This is a genomic window from Levilactobacillus yonginensis, from assembly GCF_964065165.1.
GTDB lineage: Bacteria > Bacillota > Bacilli > Lactobacillales > Lactobacillaceae > Levilactobacillus > Levilactobacillus yonginensis_A.
Map to the genome: position 1 here is coordinate 2,232,657 of NZ_OZ061549.1, position 22,354 is coordinate 2,255,010.

Annotated in this window: 20 protein-coding genes; 11 read left to right on the forward strand and 9 right to left on the reverse strand. The window is 48.0% G+C overall.

Features of this window, described 5'->3' with window-relative positions:
* Positions 1 to 373: 373 nt before the first annotated feature.
* Entirely contained in the window at positions 374 to 898 is a 525-nt protein-coding gene (locus tag AB3Y94_RS10320) for a GNAT family N-acetyltransferase (protein WP_367296146.1), read from the reverse strand.
* A gap of 6 nt (positions 899 to 904) precedes the next feature.
* The gene (locus AB3Y94_RS10325) at positions 905 to 1,339 is read right to left on the reverse strand and encodes a MarR family winged helix-turn-helix transcriptional regulator (protein WP_164508716.1); all 435 of its coding nucleotides are present in this window, start codon (positions 1,337 to 1,339) and stop codon (positions 905 to 907) included.
* A 99-nt stretch (positions 1,340 to 1,438) separates the two neighbouring features.
* Between AB3Y94_RS10325 and AB3Y94_RS10330 the strand changes: the two genes are divergently transcribed.
* The 3 genes from AB3Y94_RS10330 to AB3Y94_RS10340 all read left to right on the forward strand — a co-directional run bounded on the left by AB3Y94_RS10330 (position 1,439) and on the right by AB3Y94_RS10340 (position 4,292).
* Positions 1,439 to 2,812 carry an MDR family MFS transporter gene (locus AB3Y94_RS10330; protein WP_367296147.1) on the forward strand — a complete coding sequence of 458 codons (1,374 nt, stop codon included), beginning with the start codon at positions 1,439 to 1,441 and terminating at the stop codon, positions 2,810 to 2,812.
* A gap of 68 nt (positions 2,813 to 2,880) precedes the next feature.
* Positions 2,881 to 3,411, forward strand: coding sequence for a helix-turn-helix domain-containing protein (locus AB3Y94_RS10335; RefSeq protein ID WP_367294732.1), 531 nt, complete (start codon positions 2,881 to 2,883; stop codon positions 3,409 to 3,411).
* On the forward strand, positions 3,411 to 4,292 hold the full coding sequence (locus AB3Y94_RS10340; protein ID WP_367295784.1) for an IS3 family transposase: 882 nt from the start codon (positions 3,411 to 3,413) through the stop codon (positions 4,290 to 4,292). Before AB3Y94_RS10335 ends, AB3Y94_RS10340 begins: the two co-directional genes overlap by 1 nt.
* A 74-nt stretch (positions 4,293 to 4,366) precedes the next feature.
* Here AB3Y94_RS10340 and AB3Y94_RS10345 read toward each other — a convergent pair whose 3' ends face one another.
* Together AB3Y94_RS10345 and AB3Y94_RS10350 are read right to left on the reverse strand one after the other, a co-directional pair.
* Positions 4,367 to 5,083: a sulfite exporter TauE/SafE family protein gene (locus AB3Y94_RS10345; protein ID WP_367296148.1), complete on the reverse strand. Its 717-nt coding sequence runs from the start codon at positions 5,081 to 5,083 to the stop codon at positions 4,367 to 4,369.
* 224 nt (positions 5,084 to 5,307) lie between these two features.
* Entirely contained in the window at positions 5,308 to 5,775 is a 468-nt protein-coding gene (locus AB3Y94_RS10350) for a YbaK/EbsC family protein (RefSeq protein ID WP_125692146.1), read from the reverse strand.
* Between the two features lie 290 nt (positions 5,776 to 6,065).
* On the opposite strand from AB3Y94_RS10350, the gene AB3Y94_RS10355 reads away from it, so the two are divergent.
* The 6 genes from AB3Y94_RS10355 to AB3Y94_RS10380 all read left to right on the forward strand — a co-directional run bounded on the left by AB3Y94_RS10355 (position 6,066) and on the right by AB3Y94_RS10380 (position 12,676).
* The gene (locus AB3Y94_RS10355) at positions 6,066 to 7,280 is read left to right on the forward strand and encodes an NAD(P) transhydrogenase subunit alpha (protein ID WP_367296149.1); all 1,215 of its coding nucleotides are present in this window, start codon (positions 6,066 to 6,068) and stop codon (positions 7,278 to 7,280) included.
* A gap of 2 nt (positions 7,281 to 7,282) precedes the next feature.
* The gene (locus AB3Y94_RS10360; RefSeq protein ID WP_125692150.1) at positions 7,283 to 7,603 is read left to right on the forward strand and encodes an NAD(P) transhydrogenase subunit alpha; all 321 of its coding nucleotides are present in this window, start codon (positions 7,283 to 7,285) and stop codon (positions 7,601 to 7,603) included.
* Positions 7,600 to 9,015: an NAD(P)(+) transhydrogenase (Re/Si-specific) subunit beta gene (locus AB3Y94_RS10365; RefSeq protein ID WP_125684420.1), complete on the forward strand. Its 1,416-nt coding sequence runs from the start codon at positions 7,600 to 7,602 to the stop codon at positions 9,013 to 9,015. The genes AB3Y94_RS10360 and AB3Y94_RS10365 overlap by 4 nt, the downstream gene beginning before the upstream one ends.
* Positions 9,016 to 9,837: 822 nt before the next feature.
* Positions 9,838 to 10,191 (forward strand): VOC family protein, encoded by a 354-nt coding sequence (locus AB3Y94_RS10370; protein ID WP_367296150.1) that lies wholly within the window; start codon positions 9,838 to 9,840, stop codon positions 10,189 to 10,191.
* Positions 10,192 to 10,369: 178 nt separating this feature from the next.
* Positions 10,370 to 10,885, forward strand: coding sequence for a MarR family winged helix-turn-helix transcriptional regulator (locus AB3Y94_RS10375; RefSeq protein WP_367296151.1), 516 nt, complete (start codon positions 10,370 to 10,372; stop codon positions 10,883 to 10,885).
* A gap of 24 nt (positions 10,886 to 10,909) precedes the next feature.
* Positions 10,910 to 12,676 (forward strand): ABC transporter ATP-binding protein, encoded by a 1,767-nt coding sequence (locus AB3Y94_RS10380; protein ID WP_367296152.1) that lies wholly within the window; start codon positions 10,910 to 10,912, stop codon positions 12,674 to 12,676.
* Positions 12,677 to 12,773: 97 nt separating this feature from the next.
* Here AB3Y94_RS10380 and AB3Y94_RS10385 read toward each other — a convergent pair whose 3' ends face one another.
* The 5 genes from AB3Y94_RS10385 to AB3Y94_RS10405 all read right to left on the reverse strand — a co-directional run bounded on the left by AB3Y94_RS10385 (position 12,774) and on the right by AB3Y94_RS10405 (position 18,945).
* The gene (locus AB3Y94_RS10385; RefSeq protein ID WP_367296153.1) at positions 12,774 to 14,501 is read right to left on the reverse strand and encodes a phosphatase PAP2 family protein; all 1,728 of its coding nucleotides are present in this window, start codon (positions 14,499 to 14,501) and stop codon (positions 12,774 to 12,776) included.
* A 241-nt stretch (positions 14,502 to 14,742) separates the two neighbouring features.
* Positions 14,743 to 16,470: a phosphatase PAP2 family protein gene (locus tag AB3Y94_RS10390; RefSeq protein WP_367296154.1), complete on the reverse strand. Its 1,728-nt coding sequence runs from the start codon at positions 16,468 to 16,470 to the stop codon at positions 14,743 to 14,745.
* A 246-nt stretch (positions 16,471 to 16,716) separates the two neighbouring features.
* Positions 16,717 to 17,031, reverse strand: a complete 315-nt coding sequence (locus AB3Y94_RS10395; RefSeq protein WP_367296155.1) for a hypothetical protein — start codon at positions 17,029 to 17,031, stop codon at positions 16,717 to 16,719.
* 41 nt (positions 17,032 to 17,072) lie between these two features.
* A complete protein-coding gene (locus AB3Y94_RS10400) occupies positions 17,073 to 17,387 on the reverse strand; it encodes a winged helix-turn-helix transcriptional regulator (RefSeq protein WP_367296156.1) in 315 nt (104 codons plus the stop codon).
* 292 nt (positions 17,388 to 17,679) lie between these two features.
* Positions 17,680 to 18,945 carry a SpaA isopeptide-forming pilin-related protein gene (locus AB3Y94_RS10405; RefSeq protein ID WP_367296157.1) on the reverse strand — a complete coding sequence of 422 codons (1,266 nt, stop codon included), beginning with the start codon at positions 18,943 to 18,945 and terminating at the stop codon, positions 17,680 to 17,682.
* 443 nt (positions 18,946 to 19,388) lie between these two features.
* Between AB3Y94_RS10405 and AB3Y94_RS10410 the strand changes: the two genes are divergently transcribed.
* On the forward strand, positions 19,389 to 21,611 hold the full coding sequence (locus AB3Y94_RS10410; RefSeq protein ID WP_367296158.1) for an alpha-galactosidase: 2,223 nt from the start codon (positions 19,389 to 19,391) through the stop codon (positions 21,609 to 21,611).
* A gap of 50 nt (positions 21,612 to 21,661) precedes the next feature.
* Positions 21,662 to 22,300, forward strand: coding sequence for a pyroglutamyl-peptidase I (gene pcp / locus AB3Y94_RS10415; RefSeq protein WP_367296159.1), 639 nt, complete (start codon positions 21,662 to 21,664; stop codon positions 22,298 to 22,300).
* Positions 22,301 to 22,354: the final 54 nt, after the last annotated feature.

Here is a 22,354-nt window from a genome sequence, read left to right on the forward strand (position 1 = left end):
AATTAGTCGCACTTCGGCGGCCAGGGGTTCGACTTCCAACTCTGATTGTGATTTAGCATGATTGACGCTGAAGGCTTTGCGGATGCCACTCCTTAATGGGGGATGCTGGTAATTGGATTTTGACTGGCGGTTTTGTTACGAATGGCGTTAGGAAATTATTACCGATTTTACGCACAAAATTCGGCTAAAAAAAGGAGTGAGTCAAGAGGCAGTTAGTCAATGAGCATTGACGTCGATAGACAAATAATTCTGGTCTTGGATGGTCGGTCTATCGGGGTTAAGCAGTGTTGACAGTCTGTTATCGCACGTTTCGACTATATATGTTCTGAGCACAAAAAGAGGTTTGGGACTTCTGTCCCAAACCCCTAAAGAGTTAATTTAAATTCAGTTCATAGGCTAGGCGTTTACCATCTGGTGTCGGGTTCACGTAAATAATGCCCCGGTACTGATAGCCAAAGGTCCCCACGATGTGTTGCATCCGCTGATTCTGTTCGTGCGTGTCGATTCGCAGATGGCGGACGCCTTGTTGATAAGCTTGCGAAATTAAGTTTGAGAAGAAATAATCACTTAGGCGCTCACCCCGGAAGTCTGCAGAGAGGGCAATCCGGTGGAACGTGGCGTAGGGGTGTTGGGTGTCGTCCCAGTTGCCAGCTTGAATTTTCTGGTAAGTGGGTTCTTCCCCAACAATCAGGGTGGCTGTGCCAGCGAGTTGACCATTAACGATCAAGACCCAACAGTGGTGCTGGGCAATGTCTTCGGTCAGCGTGGCTCGGTTGGGGTGGCCATCCTGCCATTGGCTACTACCGTCGGATTTTAACAAGGCTTTGGCTTGGTCGATGATGGTCATAATTTGGTCGAGGTCAGCTGGTTGGGCTGAGCGCATGTAGATGTTGGACATGGGGAATCACTCCTTGATTTTAGTGACGTGTTCTTCAATGAATTGCATGGCTGAGATAACCTGCTTCGTTTCACTGCCAGTGAGGTTGGTGAAGAGGCTACGTACCTGATCGTCCGACCGTTGGTTAATGATGGCCAGTTGTTCATTCCCAGCGTCAGTCAGTGATAGGATTTTTGAACGCTTATCCAATTCGGCCGGTGTTTGGGCGAGTAGGCCGCGCTCCTCCAGTCGTTTGAGAATCCGACTGAGATAGCCCTTATCGACTCGCAGAACTTGAACAAGCTGATTGGCAGTGTTGTACCCATTTTCAGCGATTTCGAGCAGGAGACGAGCTTCTAGGAGGGTTAACGTCGTTTGTAGGTGGTACTTGTCGGTTAGACGGAAGATTCGCGTATAGAAACGGTCAAATTCCCGAATATGATGAATGTCTTGACTATTCATGGCGGTTCTCCTTATGTAGTTGACAAAAGCAACTAAGTTCATTATGCTTATTAAAGTTGCTTTTGTCAACTTAATCTAATTGAAAGTAGTTTAGCATAAATGACTAAAAATCGCTTCTCTTTTATCCTGATCATGGTCGGGGCATTCTTAAGTATTCTGAATCAAACCTTGATGACAACCGCTTTACCGTCCGTCATGCGGGCTTTTTCAATCACGACCGCACAGGGCCAGTGGTTAAACAACGGGTATCTACTGGTCAATGCGCTGATGATTCCTACAACGGCGTATCTGATCAAACGATTCACGACACGGCAGTTGTACATGACGGCAGCCGGATTATTTATGGTGGGAACCTTAATTGGGGCGATTGCACCACTCTATCCCATTTTGATTGTTGGCCGGATGATTCAGGCGTTGGGCGCCGGAATCTTGATTCCATTGGTTAACGTTGTGGTTATGACGTCGACCCGGCCCAGTGAACGGGGTGAAGCAATGGGAATCGTGGGATTGGCTCTGAACCTGGCACCCGTCATGGGGCCGTCAGTTTCCGGAGTGATTTTGATGCACCTGTCCTGGCGTTATCTGTTCTGGCTGACCCTACCGTTGATGCTGGTGGATATCTTGTTTGCCGTGAAGTTTATTGATAATGTTGGTGAGTTACATAAGGAAAAGCTGAACTTAGAGGGACTGATTCTGTCAGCGTTAGGTTTGACAGCAGCGTTGTATAGTTTTTCTAATATTGGGGAAACGGCCTTCCTATCCATGAAAGGCATTGTGCCGTTAGTCATTGGGATTATTTTATTGGCAGGTTTTGTAAAGTGTCAGTGGGGTGTTCCACACCCGTTGCTTAATTTACGAGTCTTCAAGTACAAGCAATTCAACCTGCCACTGATTATTAACATGTTGTTGATGGTGACGATGTATGGAAATTCTGTGATCATTCCAATTTTAGTGCAAAATGTCTTTCATCAGAGTGCCTTTGTATCGGGGCTAACGTTGACGCCCGGAGCCATTTTGACGACGTTCATTTCACCGCTGAACGGCCATTTTTATGATAAATATGATTTCCGAAAAATGGTGATTATTGGACTCAGTATTGATATTGTCGGGTCCTTGTTATTGAGTTCGACGGGCAGCGGGTCGTCCATTATGTTTGTCGTTGTGGGGCAAACGATTCGTCAATTGGGACTCGTCCTTGTTTTGATTCCAATTCAGACGCACGCCTGGTCGATGTTGCCAGCTCACGCAATTCCGGATGGGGTGGCCGTTTACAACACGATGCGGCAAGTAGCGGCCTCGTTTGGGACAGCCCTGTTGGTGGCAATTATTAGTTTGACAGCCAACAGTCACATCAATTTTCATATGAACAGCCAGTTGGTGGGAATTAAAATTAGCTACACGTTGTCCTCGCTGATGCTGGTTATCTGTATCATTCTGGCCTGGCGGTTAGAGAAGAATCGCACGCTGGATTAAATCTAAAAGGTGGTCACTGAAGTGAACCCCCAAGGTTGGACAGAAAGTCCAACCTTGGGGGTTTTACTATGGTTAAGTTTGATTTAGATTTTAGAATTAAGGTCGTCACTGAATATTTGAGTGGAGTTGGATCAACCTCATTGGCCAGAAAACATGGTATCAGCAAGGAAGAAACTATCCTTCTTTGGGTTAGTCGCTTCCAGAAATACGGTATAGCTGGATTGAAGCTGAAGGATCAGAAGCCAGAATATTCTAGTCAGTTCAAGGTTGATGTATTAAACTGGAGAAAACAACATCAGGCCTCGCTTCCGGTAACGGCTCTGCACTTCAATCTATCTTCGCCAAGCACCATCTGGCAATGGGAGAAGCGCTTTGAGGAGCAAGGAATCGCTGGCCTTGAACGGAAGCGAGGAAAGCCTAAAATCATGGCTAAACATAAGCAAACGAAGCCTTCAAAGAGTCGCAATAACTCCAGTACCGCCGATGAATTGAAGCAATTAAAACAAGAAAACTTGATGTTAAAGATTGAGAATGAATACCTAAAAAAACTCGATGCCTTAGCTCAGAAGAAGTCAGCAGACAAGAAATCTCGCAAATAGTGACCGAGTTAAGGCAGGTCTTTCAAGTGCCCATCAAGCTCCTACTCAAGGTCGTCAAAGTACCAAGAAGTACGTATTATTACGCACGCTCACATCGTCAGCGTGAAAAGCTGGATGATTCTCCAATCATTCAGGCAATCGATGAGATCCGGCAGGAAGATTCTAAGTACACCAAGAAGTATGGTTACCGGCGACTAACTAAAGCTTTACAGGAGCATGGATTCACGGTGAATCATAAACGAGTCTTGCGTCTAATGCATGAGCATGATTGGCTTTGTTTAGCGTACAATCGGCAAAAACGTAAATATAATTCATACAAAGGATCCGTTGGTAAAATTGCGCCTAATCAGTTGAACCGACGATTCAAAACGGACCGACCCTATCAAAAACTCGTTACAGATGTCAGTGAATTTCGATACGGTGGTATGAGCCAAAGTGAACGGGTCTATTTAGAACCAGTGATTGACCTCTTCTCAGGCGAAGTCTTAGCCTTCAACATCAGTGACCATCCAACAGTAGAATTTGCCCTAAAGCCGCTTAGAGAAGCATTGGAAGGACTGCCAAAGTTAGGTTATCGAACAACAGTCCACACGGATCAGGGATTCCAGTATCAACATAAATTCTGGCGAGAAACACTCAAAGAACATCGCGTATTTCAAAGCATGTCACGCAAAGCAACTTGTCTAGATAATGCGGCAGTTGAATCATTCTTCCACATCATGAAGGTCGAAGTTATGGATGAGCATTTTGAGAACAAGGAAGACTTGACTCAAGCTATGACTGACTGGATTAACTTTTACAATAAACGTCGGATCAAAACAAAACTGGATGGCAAGTCCCCGGAAAAATACCGGGAACTCGCCATCCAGAAGGCAGCGTAAATTCTGTGTCCAACTTTAAGGGTTCACTTCACACCGAGATTAAGCGGTGGCCACCTTTTTTGCGTTTACGGGTGTCAGAAGAATAAGTAGTAGATGCCACTCAGACCGATAAATCCGTAAATCCACCGTTTAATGGTGTCGGGATTCAGTCGAGTGAGTAAGTGGGAGGCAATGATCGTCCCAATGGTCGCTGCGACCATTCCCACTAAAATGTAGGGAATATCTGGCTTGACCAAAATGCCGTTGGCAACCCGAATACTGGTGATATAGAGCGTATCAATCAGAAAAAAGGTTTGAATGCTCGCAATGTACTCGGGCATTGATTTGGACAAGGATAGGAAGTATAAGGCCATAAGGGGACCACCAATACCGAACAGGCCGTTGAAAAATCCTGAGACGATCATAAAGCAACCGGCGATGTACCACGGGTAACGTTGGTTGCCAGCTCCAGGCGCTAGGGTGAAGTAGAGACATATTGCCACCAATAAGCCGCCTAACAACATGCGCAGGAGGTGGGCATCTAAGACGTGTCCCAGATGGACGGACCAGGTGGCAACCATTGCGTAGATAATAAAGGGAATAATGATTCGTTTGAAATGTAGATGTTGGCGATACCGAAAGGCCAATGTAAGCACGCTAGCCAACATAATGACGCCACCAACTCCGGCTGCTTGGGCCATGGGGAGAATCGATGGGAAGAAGATCATCATGATAATGACAGCACCGAAGCCTGTCAGTCCTTGCACCAATCCCGCCAATAAGGCGGGGAGAATAATGCATAACCAGGTCACCGAGGATCCCTCCTTAATAAGAAAGCTCCCGTCTAGTTTGGGTGAAATGGGGCGGGTTGTCAACGGGGAGTAGATTGTCAGGTAGACTAATTGCGCGTTATGCCAGTTGCCTCACGTTTCGACCATCTACGCGCAGAGCGTCAAAAAAGGTCTGAGACTTTTGTCCCAAACCTGACTTGTCGTTAATTGTAGCTTGCTAAGACGTGTATTAAAAGGTACAGTGCCTAATCTTCCTTCACAATGTCGATCCACTTTAGGGGTTGGGCGTACTTTTCCATCTCGTCGACGGTCAGCTTGACCACGGCATCTGGGATGCCAGCGGCTGGGTAAACCACGTCTTCATCCTTTAAGCTGACGTCGAAGTAGACCCCCACCCCGGGTTTTAGGCCAAACGGGCAGACACCACCGGCGGGATGACCAATTAGGTCTTCCAGTTCATCAAAAGGTACCATGTGGGCCTTTTGGTGGAATTCAGCCTTGAACTTAGGGTTGGCAATCTTGGCGGTTCCCTTGACCACGATAACGATGGGACCTTCCTTAAGCTTTAAAGCCAACGTTTTTGCGATTTGGTCGGGCCGGACGCCCAGGGTAGCGGCGGCATCGGCTACGGTTGCGGTCGACTGGTCAAACTCGGTGATCCGATCGGTTAAGTTTAGTTGCTCAAAAAAGGTCGTGACAGTTTCTAAGGACATGCTGAATCCCTCCCATTAATAGATAGGTCGTTGGACATATAAGTAGTTGGGTTCATTATGCAATAGATTGGCCGATAAAGGAACCCATCAAAGGAAAAATTAGCAAAGTGGGCAACCGATTTCACAAAAATTGTTTGGAAATCTTTCAAGGATGAAACCGCGACACGATAGCTTTGCAAACAAGGGATGAGACCGTTTTCTTTTTTGTCAGCTTCGAACCATTGTTTTGTGACGCAGAATGAATTATAGTTAAATTGTGAAGTGATTCTCAAAAAAGGGAGATGGATTGAATGCCAATTACCATTTCGGTTTTAAAAGAGGCACCCAATGAAAATCGGGTTGCATTATCGCCGACGGTTGTTAGCAAACTCGTTAAAAGTGACTACCAGGTCTTAGTTGAAAAAGACGCTGGGAGTCGTGCCTTTTATCAGGATGCTGCTTATACAGATGCCGGTGCCAAAGTGGTTGACCAAGCAACGGCAATTAAAGAGGCCACAATTATTGCAACGGTCAACCAACCATCTAGTGAGGTTGTCAATCAGATGAGTGAGGGACAGAGCTTGATCGGGCTGCTGGCACCACTAACTGATACTGATTTCGTTAAGAAATTAGCTGCCAAGAAGATCAATGCCTTGTCATTCGAACTCTTGCCACGGACCGCGTCACGGGCTCAAACGATGGATGTTTTGAGTTCTCAGTCCAGTGTAGCTGGATACAAGGCGGCGCTGATGGCTGCTGATCATTTTTCTCGGTATTTCCCAATGATGATCACCGCTGCCGGTACTGCCAAGCCAGCTAAAGTCTTGGTCTTAGGGACCGGGGTTGCTGGGTTGCAAGCAATTGGGACCGCTAACCGGTTAGGTGCCATGGTGTCTGGCTATGATATTCGGCCAGCCTCACGTGGTGAAGTCGAATCCTTAGGGGCAACCTTCTTGACGACGTCCGTTTCGGGTTCTGGTGAAGGCGGTTACGCTCGGGCCTTAACTCCTGAAGAAACGGCACAACAACAAGAAGAATTAGCCGGGTTCATTGCACAAAACGATGTGATTATCACTACTGCCCAGGTTCCTGGACGGCGGCCACCAGTTCTGGTTACTCAGAAGTCCGTGGACGAAGCTAAGCCCGGGACCTTGTTCATTGACTTAGCTGCTAGTGACTTAGGTGGTAACGTCGCTGGTTCCAAACCAGCCGAAACGGTTACCACGGCCAATGGTGCCCAAATCGTTGGTGCTGGGGACATGGCTAGTCAGTTACCAGCTTCAGCTTCTGATATGTTTGCCAAGAACGTTCAAGCCGTTATCACGGATATCACTAAAGATGGTAAGTTAGTCTTTGATATCGATGATGACGTGGTTGGCGAATTGTTGGCTACTTATCAAGGTGAAATTATTAGCAATCGTTTACGCTCCGCAATGGAATTGCCAGAACGTAAACCAGCTGCTCAAGCGCAAGACGATACTCAGACGCCGGATGAAACAAAAGACGACGCAAAAGGAGTTGATTAGGCATGAGCGAAGAACTATTTACAAATTTAGCTATTTTTGTGCTTAGCCTATTGGTTGGGTTTGAAGTTATGAGTAAGATTCCTGCAACGTTACAGACACCAATGATGTCTGGTGCCAACGCCATTCATGGTGTCGTTATCGTTGGGGCCTTCGTCATTGCGGCGGAAGCCAATAGCACGTTGTTTTACATCTTAGCCTTTTTCGGGGCATTCTTTGCAGCTGTCAACGTGGCCGGTGGTTACACCGTCACGGACCGGATGCTAGGAATGTTCGACCGGAAGCCTAAACCAGGCAATAATGCAGGGGAGGGTGATCAGAAATGAGTATTCTACAAACGTGTTCATCATTGGTCTACCTGGTCTCCGCGGTTTGTTATGTCATGGGTGTTCATTTGATGCGTTCGCCTAAGACGGCGCGTCAAGGGAACGGCCTGTCTGCAATCGGGATGTTAATGGCGGTGGTTACCATTGTCATTAACGTCTTGATTGAAGGTAAAATTACGACAATGGGTTGGGGTGTTCTGTTAGTCGGCGGTATCCTCGGGATTGTTTACGGGGCTGTCAAGGCGCAGAAGGTGCCAATGACTGACGTCCCTCAACTGGTTAGTCTCTTTAACGCAGTTGGTGGTGGTGCCGCTGCCGTTATCGGTATTTTCGATTACTTAATGAAGGGCGACGGCGCCAGCCTGAGCATTGCCTTCTCCTTACCAGTCCTGTTGGACGTGATTATTGGGGGCATTACCTTCTCTGGTTCACTGATTGCCACTGGGAAACTTTCCGGACACGTTTCCGGTAAGCCAATTACCTTCCCAGGTGCGCGACTTTTAAATATTTTAGTAGTTATTGCTATTTTAGGTTCAGCTGTTATGATGATTGGGTTCACGACTAACGTTTGGTACGTAGTCTTGGGACTCGCAATGAGTCTTTGCTTCGGGTTACTGATGACCTTACCAATTGGTGGGGCCGACATGCCGGTCGTGGTTTCACTGTTGAACGCCTTTACTGGTTTAGCAGTTGCCTTCGCTGGGTTCGTTATCAACAACCAAGTTTTGATCATCGCTGGTGCCTTAGTTGGAGCTGCCGGGACGATTTTGACCTTGCAAATGGCTGAAGCCATGAACCGTTCCGTTGCCAACATCTTAGCCGGTGGCTTTGGGACTGGCGACAGTGACAGTGGTTCTGCTGGCGCTGACGTACCTGTCGACGTTAAGGAAACTTCTGCTGACGATATTGGTTTGCAACTGGCTTACGCTCAGAACGTTATGATCGTTCCTGGGTATGGGTTAGCGGCTGCGCAAGCACAACATGAAGTTGCTGAGCTTGCTAAAGTTCTGACTGATAAGGGAATCAACGTCAACTACGCCATTCACCCAGTTGCTGGGCGGATGCCTGGGCACATGAACGTGCTGCTGGCCGACGTTAATGTTCCTTACGACCAAATGAAGCAGTTGGACGATGCCAACCCAATGTTTGAAAGTACGGACGTTGCCTTGGTTATCGGAGCTAACGATGTTACCAACCCATTGGCACGGGAAAGTGGCAATGCCATCTCTGGGATGCCTATCTTGGACGTTGACAAAGCCAAGTCCGTCGTTGTTATTAAGCGTTCAATGAGTACCGGGTATGCCGGTGTTCAAAACCCATTGTTCTCCTTGGATAACACCCAGATGTTCTTCTCAGATGCTAAGAAGGGTCTGCAAGACATTGTGGCTTCCGCAAAGCAATATCTTGAGTAATTAAGTCACTTCACATGTAAAAAACGCCGTTCACTCAGGTTCGAACTGAGTAGACGGCGTTTTAGGTTGTTAACTAAAGGTTTAAAACACTGAAGTACCCACTGTGCCTGCTGCAACGAGTATCGAGTATTGGGGTTTAGTCAGACATTGTGAAAAATTGCCGCCTTGCCGTTCGCCAAATTTGGACCGGAACGCGGTGGGAAGGACGGGACAAGCCAAAGGGCGGTCTTGCCCTTCGCTTGAAGCCGCAAAACACGTCTTCAAGTCGCCATTTTCAAGAAAATCACTTGAAAATCCCACGGCTGAGTCCAAATTTGACTCACTCTCGGCTATCTAGTGGAATGCCAATAATATTGAGTAAGGACCGTCATTCAAGCCTTTAAGCTGGCTTAGTTTCCAAGAACCAGTTTAACTGGAGGCGTTCCCCACAGCAGACGGAATCTCTGACAGCCGCAGGTGGCTGGATGAGACTAATTTTGGAGGCTATAACGCCTTGTTATTCTTAGTTCGATAACGGTTTTCGAACTTTCAACCTTTAGTTGTTAAATGGAAGCTGGTTAGGTCGCAAGTCCTAATTGGTGGGACTAAAGAAGTAGGTTGGTTTTAGGCGACAAAAAAGCCCTCATCAATCCGAGATGAGGGCACCAGTTGATCCATAGGATACATCTGGAATGTACAGAGCAACTGGGCAGGCGCAAACCTGCATGACTAAGCATACGCGTTTATTTGCGGAATAGCTAGCATTATTTTGATAAGTAAGGTTAATTGCCTTGCTTGATGGGCTGGGGTAGACTATGACCATCTATTAAAGGAGTGATGAGGATGCAAAAGACACGGGTAATGCTGTACGTGGATAACGTTGCGACCGTGGTGAAATTTTGGCGGGAAAACTTTGAAACGACCACGGTAGCGGAATCGCCACTGCCGGATGGTTCGACCAATGTCGTACTCGCTATGCCATTTGGGGTGGAGCTATCATTTTTCTCAAACGAATTTATTAAGAAATATTCACCAGAGGTTCTCGGCAATCAACCATCTATCATGTTTTTCAGTGACGACTTTGAGGGGCTACATGACCGGTTAGCAGGTGCCACGCCAATTTCCGATGATAATGGCCAGCCAGCGTTTGGCTTCCCAGATCCTGAAGGTCACTACTTTGCCATCGGAAAAGCTTAGTCTATAATTTTGATAGTTTCTTGAGGACCTCCCCAGAGAGGTCCTTTTAATTTCCCGGAATTCTGTCAGATATTAAAGAGGACATCTGAGAAATGGTTAGCTTTTAGTTAGTTTTAGTTTACAAAAGCTAACTATCGTGCTAATATAATTTCCAATAAGAACACAGGAGGAAAGTCAAATGACAGATGGCAGTCGCGATTTATTAGAGAGTTTTGGGAAGTTGTTGCAGAACCGTGCCTTCTTGATGGCAGTCGGGCATCAGGCCGGAATGGGTGGTCATGGTGGCCCTAATGGTCGTCGTGGTCAGGGACGATTGCTCAAGGTATTGGCGAAGACACCGGATGGGCTGACTAACGCCGAAATTGCCGAAGTGTTAGACATTCGGCCAAGCTCAGTCAGTGCGACGATCAATCGGTTGGAAGAGGCTGGGTTTGTCGAGCGGGTACCAAGTCCGACCGATAAACGGGCCATTATTGTGCGATTGAGTCAACGCGGGCATGAATTGTTTGACCAATATCATGAACGTAAGGATGATGTTGCTGATCAGCTTTTTGGCAGATTGACCGCTGATGAACAGGTTCAACTCGAGCAATTATTGACCAAGTTGAGTCACCAAATCAGTGATTTAGATTGGGACGACTTTATGCAACGCGGGCATGGCTGGCCACACGGGATGGGCCGACCACGTTTCTAATTTAGGGTTAACGGAGGCAAAGAGATGGAACGTAGAATTGCAGCGCCTAAGACAGCTCAGCAGCGGTCAGCGCAAAAGTTTGATTTCAAAGGATTTTTAAATTTGATTCGGCACACGAAGCCTAAGTATTGGCAATTGTGGGTCGGCCTATTTCTGGGGATGCTGGCCACTGGTGCCCAATTAGCGGTACCCAAGTTGGCTCAGTCATTGATCAATGGTCTCGGGCATGCGATGAACCAACCCCTGCTGATCACGGTAATCGGTTTATTCATTGTGAGTGCGCTAGTCAGTGCGGTCTCCGGGGCCTTGCTTGGGTTCTTTGGCGAAAATGTTGTTGCTGGATTGCGGGAAACGTTATGGCAAAAATTGATTCGATTACGAGTCAGCTACTTTGATAACGTCAAGACTGGTGAGATGACGTCGCGGTTGGTCAACGACACCATGCAAATCAAAAACTTGTTGGCCAATTCATTTCCCCAGATGGTGACGTCGCTCCTACAATTAGCTGGTGCGCTGGTCATTATGCTACTGATGGACTGGAAGATGACCATGATTATGTTCATTGCAGTTCCACTAGTCATGGCCGTGATGTTTCCAATCATGCAACTTTCACGTAAAATTGGCCACCAACGCCAGGATGCCATGGCTGCATTTAGTGGGGTCAGCGATGAGACGCTGAGTGAGATTCGTTTGGTTAAGTCTTCCAATGCCGAGAGTTATGAAGAACAGACCGGAGCGAAAGAGATTCAGAGTCTTTACCAAATTGGTTTGAAGGAAGCAATTTACGATTCAATTGCTGGGCCAGCAATGACGGCCAGTATGTTGGCCGTCTTCGTCGGGGTGTTAGCCTACGCAGCGGTCCGGGTGTCGGCAGGGACGATGAGCATGGGAACGATGTTTTCTTTCCTGATGTATCTTTTCCAAATCATTGGACCAGCGGGAACGTTGGCACGTTTCTTCACCGATTTGTCGAAGGCTAGTGGCTCAACCGAACGAGTTCAGGAACTCTTGGCAGAACCAGAAGAAGCCTTGGAGGATGGACCAACACAATCAGTGAGTGACCAAACGTTGGCTATGCAACACGTTGATTTTTCCTATGAAGATGGGCAACCAATCTTACACGACGTGAATTTTGAAGCACGGCCCAACACGGTAGTGGCGTTTGCCGGACCTTCCGGTGGGGGTAAATCTACGATTTTTGGTTTGCTAGAACGCTATTATCAGCCAGAAAACGGCCAGGTCACCATTGGCGGCGAGAACGTTCAAAGCTTTAACTTGAGTGATTGGCGTTCGCAGATTGGCTACGTAAGCCAGGACTCGGCCATTATGGCGGGAACCATTCGCCATAACTTAACTTATGGTGCCAACCGGGACTATAGCGATGAGGAATTGTGGCACGTTTTGCAACTCGCTTCAGCCGATGGCTTTGTTCACAACATGAGCGATGGCTTGGACACACAGGTCGGTGAACGAGGTGTGAAAGTCAGTGGGGGCCAACGTCAGCGCTTGGCAATTGCCCGAGCCTTTCTCAGAGACCCCAAGATTCTCCTGCTGGATGAGGCGACGGCCAGTTTAGATTCTGAATCAGAAGCGATGGTCCAGCAAGCGTTGAGCGAGCTAATGAAAGGCCGCACGACGCTAATTATTGCGCACCGCTTGAGCACGATTGTTGATGCTGACAATATCTACTTCATTGAGGATGGTCATGTTAGCGGACATGGCACCCATACGGAATTGATGGCCAGCTTGCCACTGTATCGTGATTACGTAAAGATTCAATTTAAAGAATAACCCAAATAGTCGCCAGCAGAGGTTTTGACATCTCTGTTGGCGACTATTTTTGGTTGCTTAGCTAGTGTGACGGGGGAGTCAACAGTAGCTGCAAAGCTTATTTAGCTAATTTAACAGCGTGTTTCGTGTAAACAACGTGCCAGCCCTTTGGTAAGCCGCTGACGTGAGCAAACTTGCCTTTGTGGTTCTTGAAGGTCAGAACTTTCGTCCCGTTCTTTAAGCTACCGGCGGTTAACTTCAGCGTACCGCCTAACTTGGCAGTCTTCTTGATCGTTACGTGAGCATTCTTGGCTACGCGGAGTTGGCCTTTTTGAGTTTGTTGGAAGTTCCCCTTAACGGTAACTTTCTTAGTGCTCAATTGCAGCGTCCCGCCGTTGACTTTAACGTTCCCTTTACCAGCAGCAGTGGCCGTAGTTAATTGCAGCGTACCACCCTTAACCGTGGTTCCACCAGTGAAGGCATTGTTCCCGCTCAGTTGGAGCAGACCGGTACCAGATTTGACCAAGGAACCCTTACCAGCGATGTTGTTCCGCCAGTTATCCTTAGCGTTGAAACCACCTTGCTTGGCATCCATGGCAACAGTCACCTTGTCATTGAATTTACCGTAACCGTTAGCAGCTGAGAAGAGATCTAAACGACCCCAGCCTTCAGTATCGTCCATGACAGGGTAGCCTGAAGGCATTCCTGTCGTGAACAACACGTCGCGACGTTGTGTAGCGTTCAGGTAAGGCAGGCGAGTAGCCAACAATACTTCGGCACCCTTAGGAACGCGCATTGCCACGTTAGGGTTACCAATTTGCTTGAAGCCGTAAGTCATCCGGTAACGGTAGTTGTCACGGTTGGTTGCGTAGTCACCAAAGTCATCTTGAGTCGTCGTGTCCTTGCTGCCTAAGAGGGCGTCAGAGTGAGTAGCGTCGTAGGCTTTCTTCATCATGTCTTGGTTGCTAGGATTGCTCAGAGCACTGGCGGTAACGGCTGTACCAGCCATCCGACCACCCATAACAGCTAATGGCGTGTGACGGCCAGCAATGATCCGGTCAAGACCAACTTCAGAGGAACGGGTGATCATTTGTTGGAAACGTTCTGGAACAACGTAAGCCAAGTTCAACCCGTCTTCAAAGCCGGCGGTCGTGTGGCCACTGGCAAAGTCGTAGTCGTTTTCTGGCGCAGCAGCCATCACGTTGACCAGTGCTGGTAATGGCTTAACTTCACTACTCTGACGGTAAGGACGCTTGTATTTAACGACGTCCTTGATCACCCCGGTTCCAGAATAAGCGGTGTAGGAGTTGTGATTCAACAGAGACACGATAGGTCCTAATCTTGAATCTTCAGAAGCCCATGGTGTGTGGCCCCAAGGACGGTGGGCAGGATCGGGCGTTGAAGGCATTGACGTGAAATCAGTCTTGGCATCTGCGTTCTTGATGAAGGCTGATGAGTAAGGCCCCAAACCGTTGATAACGCTGTAACGAAGGTCTCGCCAGTCCGTTAAGTAGGACCGTTCAGCTTCAGCCGGCGTCCGCGTCTGGGTAATTTTAGCGGCCTTGTCGATGTTTTCCTTCATCAAGGCCTTTTCCAGATTCTTGCCATTAGCGTAGTAGTTCGAGAAACTTGAGAGCATTCCTACCATTGGGTTATTGGATGCTGTCTTGTAAGTGGAAATATTTTGTTTATATGTATCAATGAAGTAGCCGTATTCGGCACGATGGGGCGCTAAATCCTTTGACGAGCTGGCTTGTGCCACGTTCGTTGCCATTGGCAGCGTCACAGCTACCAATGATAAAATTGCAGCTGCGCGTTTGGTCCAAGTCCGTTGTCTGATCTTCATGAAAATACCTACCTTTCAAATTGGTGAAGCTTTAAATTTCGGGTGCTTATCTATCATAAGGGAAGGCAAGAAGGTTGTCAGTATGATTAATCAAACCTGTACAGTAATCACACACAATTGATACATACCAGACAACGTAAACGTCTGCTAATAATTGGTTATTAATGTAAGCGCTAATCTGAAAGTTAAAAGACCCAGCGGCTCACTTTTTGAAGTGAACCGTTGGATCTTTTGAAGTGAACTATTTTACTAACTTAACAGCATGCTTGGTGTAAACAACGTGCCAGCCCTTTGGTAAGCCAGTGATGTGGGTAAACTTACCCTTGTGGCTACGGAAAGTCATGATCTTGGCACCGTTCTTCAGACTACCAGCAGTTAACTTTAGCGTACCAGCTAACTTGGCGTTCTTCTTAATGGCTAAATGGGCGTTCTTAGCTAAGGATAGTTGGCCACTCTTGGCTTGTTGGTAGCGTCCCTTGACGGTGACTTTTTGGGTGCTCAGTTGGAGTGAACCACGTTTGACCTGAACGTTTCCCTTACCAGTGGCGGTGGTGGAGGCCAGTTGTAACGTGCCACCTTTGACAGTTGCACCACCGGCATAGGTATTGTCCCCACTCAATTGGAGTAAACCACTACCAGCCTTGATCAATGAACCTTTACCAGAAATATCATTGCGCCAGTTATCTTGCGCGTTGAACCCACCCTTAGTAGCATCCATTTTAACCGTAACGGTATCGTTGAACTTGCCATAGCCACTGGCGGCAGAGAAGAGGTCCAAACGGCCCCAGCCCTCCGCATCGTCCATCAGGGGATAACCAGAAGGCATGCCAGTCGTGAACAGAACGTCGCGGCGTTGCGTGTCAGTCAGGTAAGGGAGTCGGGTTGAAAGTAAGGCTTCGGCCCCCTTAGGAACGTGCATATCAACGTTAGGATTCCCAATTTGTTTGAAGCCGTAGGTCATCCGGTAACGATAGTCCTCCCGGTTCTTTTGGTAGTTGGCAAAGTCGTCATGCGCTGATGAATCTTTGCTGCCAAGCAAAGCATCGGAGTGAGCGGCATCATAAGCTTTTTTCATCATGTCCTGGTTACTGTGGTTATTCAAAGCTGAAGCGACGACAGCGCTCCCTGCCATCCGACCACCCATAACTGCAAGTGGCGAGTGGCGTCCAGCAATAACCCGGTCAAGGCCAATCTCCGAAGAACGAGTGAGGAGTTCCTGGAATCTTTCAGGGAACGCGTAAGCCAGTGATAGTCCGTCTTCAAAACCAGTCGTCGTGTGGCCGCTCGCAAAGTCAAAATCAGTTGCGGGAGCTGCAGCCATAATCTTTGAAAGAGCCGGTAGAGGTTTAACTTCTGTGCTCCAACGATAAGGGCGCTTGTACCGAACGACACTTTTTACGATGCCGGTGTTGGAGTAGGCTGTGTATGAATTGTGGTTCATGAAGGCCACGATGGGTCCCAGTTTTGAGTTTTCATCGGCCCAATCAACGTGGACGTGCTTTTTGTTGACCGGATCAGGGGTGCTTGGCATTGATTGGAAAGGTGTTTGAGCGTTCGCATTTTTAATGAATGCTGGTGCGTAAGGCCCAAGTGCGTTGATAACACTGTAACGGAGGTCCCGCCGGTCAGTTAAGTATGACCGTTCCTCTTCGGCAGGGGTCCGCGTTTGCGTGATCTTAGCAGACTTATCGATATTTTCCTTCATCAAAGCTTTGTCGAGATTTTTCCCATCAGCATAGTAGTTAGAAAATTCGGAAAGCATGCCAATCATTGGATTGTTGGAGGCGGTCTTGTAGGTCGACACGTTTTGCTTATATGTATCCATAAAGTAACCGTACACGGCCCGTTGTGGCGCTAATTGTGCTGCGGTGCTGGCTTGGGCCACGTTAGTTGCCATGGGAAGAGTTACGGCGACCAATGAGAGAATGGTGGCAGCCCGCTTGGTCCAGGTACGTTGTCTAGTTTTCATGAAAATTCCTGCCTTTCACGTTAGGAGATATGTTTTCATTCTTCGTTTCAAATATCATCATACCTGACTTGACCCATGATATGGGTGGCTTCATCAAACCTGTACGCGAACCATACCAAACCGATACACAATGGTGAATATCCTAATATTTAGTCATTACACGGCTAATAACAGCTTGCTTTCATTAATTTTCAAATAAAAAAGACCAGCTCGTTTTGAGGTAGGCCAATTGGATTATTAATGACTTTATTTTGAAATTAAGTGTTGTTGCCGCGCATAGGCTAAGAGCACCTTCAGTGCTTGAACGTTGGTTGAAGTGATGTAGAGCGCGAAGGACAGGTTGGCTTCATCCAGAAAGTAGGCAAAATCACGCTGACCCATCGCCATTTTGGTGGCTTGGTAGGTGTCGTTACGGATGATGCCCATGCGAGTACTCTTGAGAGTTAGGTAAGTGATTTCACGCTGATCGACGACATGGACTAAATCGGTGAGCAAAATGGCATGGCTTTCCCGCAAACCAGTTCGCAAGTTTTTTCCTGATAGTATTACGTAATTATGCATAGAAGCCTCCTGTGGCGGTAGTTTCAATTCGGAGACGGGGCTTAAATCTTCAATTCGTGTCGGAGGGTCGTATTTCCCCAGTCCTCCAGGGACGTCAGAATCTGATGAAACATGACGCCACTGATTGTTAGACGGTAACTGTAGTCATTGTCAGGAATGGTTTCAATCAAGTTCCATTCTATCAATTTCTTTAACCGGAGGAGCAGGTTAAACGTAGAGATTCCACGCACGGTGCGACGCAGTTCCATGAAGTCAGTCGGTTGCGCGTCGAGTTGGTACAAAATAAGTGCGTACCAGCGTTGATGCAGGATTTCCAGTCCCAACTCGCTGCCCAGATTAATATTGGTGAGTGCCATTTTATTGCGTCCTTTCTTACATTTTCAAAAAATTAAAGAGACGGTAGCTGAACCGCAACCCAAATGTTTTGTGCGCTTAGCCAGTTTGATGACTGTGGTTGAGCGAGTTACGTGGGAAATCAGCTTAGCATTTAGTGGGCAACTTGTCCATAGAAACCAGTTCATTACGATTTAGTGATAGACAAAAAGATGGGTGAACCTTTGAAAGGATTCACTCATCTTTTGCGTTATTTTAATAAAATTAGGGTGACAAATGACTGTTGGATTTCGTTAGTAAGGGTAGCGGGTCATTTTACCACAGGCACCATTGCCAAGTGACACAGTGGTACCAGACAAATTGAAGCTTGACCTTATGAAAAGAAGGGCAGTAGCCCCAAGACTTCTTAGCGTTTGGTACTTGCAGCTTAACGGCAGGCATCTTATTGCTCAGCGTGAAGGTAAGGTGCCGGTTAGAGCGTTGATAGCCGCGTGGGGCTTTGGTTTCAACAAAGTAGTAACTGGCATACTTCAGGTTACCGACCTTGAGTTCGCCGCGCCAGTTAGTCGTGACGTCGCTCTTAATGAGCTTGCCGGTGGCCGTGTAGAGATTGAAGTGGGCGTTAGCTAAATGTCTGCAACCCCATTGATCCGTCTTGATCAACGTGACGGCGCCATTAGCAGCTTGTTCGTCGCCGTTGCCTTCACCATTACCTCCCCAGGCAATGGTACCGTGGACCGTTTTATTCAGAGCGGTGCTACCGTTCGTAGCGGTCAATGTGGCCGCGTTAGACCAGTGGCTATCACTAGGGACTCCAGTGAGACTAGTCTGGTAGTTCAGGTTGACCTTCTTATTGACGTGACCAAATTTCATGGTAATCGTGTTGCCGTTGACCGTGACGTCGGGTGCTGGGATGTTGCCGTCGACTTTGACGGAGCCAGGAACGTAAGTCTGGTCGCTACCCAAGGTATCAGTCAGCGTAACGTTCGTTAAGTCCTGGTTGTCAGGATTGAAGGCAATATTCCAGTTGGCCGTTGTTGGGTGGCCATCTTTAATTGTCGTATTCGTGAGCCAGCCGACTTTATTAACGAACCAGTTGGTGTTACCAGTGTTGACGTGCTTCCCGTTTGCGGCGAGTTGTAAAGTACCTTGGCGGGCTGTGTTGTGAGTAACAAGGTAGTCATTGAACGTGATAGTCCCCGTCTGACTGCCCTTTTGGATGGTAAAGGTCCCAATTTTGGCCTGAGACTTAGCATCGGTCAAATCGAATGTGTAGTTGTAACTAGAGGCCACGTTGGCGGGCAGGGAGACCGTTGCCGTATCACCCTCAGCCAGTTTGGTTGTGTCGTTAATGGTCCATTTGTAATGAATCTGATAGGCACTGTACTTGTCGAGGTTGCCGGTCGTAGATTGTGTGACACCTTGATCGTTCGTGATAGTGGCGTCCGCAGCGCCAAGACCATTGACCGAGACAGTGTTGGCACTAGCTTGTGAACGGCCGACAAAGAAGGTCAGTAACAGGCTAGCAATCAGCAGAAATACACGGCGCCAATTGCGGTTGGAAGAAGTATTGGTAAGCATAGTTGTCATTCCCTGTTATGTAATTTTTAAAACTGTGATGGATGATCCAAAATTTTCGTGCACTGAAAATTCAGATCGGAAGTGATTTAATGGTATACCTATTACACATCTCAATTGAATTGTAACACAATCCAATTTAATTGTAACGGGGGTAATCTAACCATAACGTAAAATGTTTAGAAGTGTAGTGAAAAATAGACTCTTTGACAATTGAATAGTAAGCTAGTTAATCGCTGATCTGGTAACTATCTAACTGGTTGGCGGATAATCAAGTTAACCGATTTTAGTTGATGGTTTTTTAACTGCGGAATGCCTAATGGGACAGCTAAATTTATTTTGATTAAGGTTTATAGAGTGTCCAGTAGGAGCGACTTATTTGCTGTCAGCGCTTACAATCTATGCTACGATGGGCATGTAGGTAATTCAAGAAGGGAGTAGATCAGATGTCAATCATCGTAAATCACCAACAGTTTCACTTGCAAACGGATCACAGCAGCTACATATTTCACGTCATGGCCAATGGCGAATTGGGTCAACTCTATTATGGGCCACGGTTACACGATCAAGCGACGTATCCCGAATTGCTGGTTCGCGAACACCATGAGGCGATGCCGGCTTGGCGATTGGATACACCTGACTTTCAGCCAGAAACGTTGAAACAAGAGTTTGCGGGTCTGGGTAAGGGTGACTACCGGGATCCTGCCTTTCAAATCACAGAACCAGATGGCAGTCGGATCAGCGAATTCAGCTACCAGGATTTTCGAATCGTTGATGGGAAGTCCCGACTGAGGGGCTTGCCATCGACCTTCGACGATGAGCACGACGATGCGCAGACGCTGGTGATTTCACTGGTAGATGCTGTGACGCAAGTTGTGCTGGAGTTGAGCTATGCAGTTTTTCCGCATCAAGACGTGATTGTCCGGAGCGCTAAATTTCAGAATCAGGGCCAAGCAGCGGTTAAGCTAAACCGGGCGTTGAGTAGTCAGTTAGATTTGCCAGATGCCGATTATGACTTACTCCAGTTCTCCGGAACTTGGACACGGGAACGGCATTTGGTCCGGACGCCGCTGCGAAGTGGTATTCAAAGCGTCGGGAGCCTGCGGGGGGCTTCCAGTCATCAACAGAACCCGGCCATGATTTTGGCCCGGCCACAGACCACGGATGATCAGGGGGCAGCCATGGGCTTCAACCTGGTCTACTCTGGTAACTTTTTGGATCAAGTGGAAGTCGATGCGTTTAACACGGCAAGAGTTCTGGTTGGTATCAACCCAACGGAATTCGACTGGCAGTTGCCAGCGGGTCAGTCCTTCCAGACACCAGAAGCCGTATTGAGTTACACGGGAGACGGTTTGAACCAATTAAGTCAGCAGATGGGGGACTTCTATCAACATCACCTCGTTAACCCCCACTTTGCGCAACAGCAGCGCCCTGTCTTGGTAAATAACTGGGAAGGAACCTATTTTGATTTTAATGAAGATAAGTTGGTGGCCATTGCTGAGGATGCCCACGCGTTGGGCATTGAAATGTTTGTCCTCGATGACGGTTGGTTCGGCCATCGAGATGACGATACAACCTCGTTAGGTGATTGGGACGTCTATCAGGAGAAGCTTCCGAATGGGATGGCGCACCTGGCCGAGCGAGTTCACGGTTTGAAAATGCAGTTCGGTCTTTGGTTTGAACCGGAAATGATTTCTATCGACAGTCAGCTATACCGGACCCATCCGGAATGGACGATTAAGACGCCTAAGCGCCAAATGACGCCAGGCCGGAACCAATTTGTCCTGGATATGGCCAATCCGGACGTCGTGGACTTTCTCTATGGCAAAATCAGTGGGTTGATTGAAACGGCCCACTTGGATTACATCAAATGGGACATGAACCGGAACATTACGGAGGCGTACAGTCCGACGTTACCGGCAGATCAGCAAGGGGAGTTCCTTCACCGCTATATGTTAGGTGTTTACGACCTGTATGCTCGGTTGATTGCGGCTCACCCAACCGTTCTGTTTGAATCCTGTGCTTCTGGTGGTGGTCGCTTTGACCTAGGGATGATGGCGTATGCACCGCAAGCCTGGACAAGTGATGACACGGATGCCGTCGAACGGTTGAAGATTCAATTTGGTACGTCCTACGGTTATCCGCAGGCGATGATGGGGGCACACGTTTCGGCGGTTCCCAATGACCAAACTGGGCGCATCACGCCAATTGAGACCCGTGCGGCGGTGGCTTACTTTGGCGACCTAGGCTATGAGTTGGATGTGACAAAATGTTCTCCCGATGAGAAGGCGGCAATTAAGCAACAAGTCACGTTCTACAAGGCCCACAGAGAGTTGTTCCAGCAAGGGAAGTTTTATCGCATTGACAATCCATTTACCGGGGATGGCAACGTGGGTAGCTGGCAGGTTGTTAGTGAGGATCAACGGCACGCCATTGCGGCACGTTATCAGATTCTCAACCATCCCAACCCAGCTTACACCCGCCTTTATCTGCGTGGATTGGCGCCAGATCAACGGTATCGCCTCAACGGCGGTCAACACATCTACTTTGGTGATGAGCTGATGCATGCTGGGGTTTTCGTACCACATTTGTTGGAGAGCACACAGGGGGTTGAGCAGTCAGCCGACTTTAGTGCCTTCTTAGTGGTCATCGACGCAGTGGAAGAGTGATTCGTACTGTATAATGGCTCTTAAATCTAAGGATTTAGGAGGCCAGCAACATGAAAATATTAGTGACTGGGTTTGATCCTTTTAACGGTGAGCCGATGAATCCGTCCATTGAGGCAGTCAAACGACTACCGGACACGATTGCTGACGCAGAAATTGTGAAGGTGACGGTGCCAACCATCTTTGTGCGAAGCGCGGCGTTAGTTCGGCAGGCAATTTTAGATGAGCAACCGGATGTGGTGCTGAGCATTGGTCAGGCTGGTGGTCGGTCGGCCATCACGCCGGAGCTGGTGGCCATTAACCTGAACGATGCACAGGTCACGGATAATGCTGGGTTACAGCCGATGGATGAACCGATTCAACCAGATGGCCCCACGGCGTATTTCACGCAGTTACCCGTAAAGGAAATGGTTGACGCCATGCATGAGGTGGGGGTCCCCGCTGCAGTCTCAACGACGGCGGGCACGTTTGTTTGCAACCACTTGATGTATCAGGTGCAGTATCAACGGGCCAAGGAGTTTCCTTGGTTGGCGGCAGGTTTCATGCACATTCCTTATTTGCCGAGTCAGGTGGTTGATAAGCCCGGTGTGCCAGCAATGGCCTTGGCTGACGTGGTGCGGGGGATTACGGCGGCCATCACGGCCCTGGTGAAGGGTATCAATGCGGTGGATGATGAGTCACCCGATGATTGAAATGTAAAATTTATTGGGTTTGGGACAAAAGTCTCAAACCCTTTTTGTACTCCG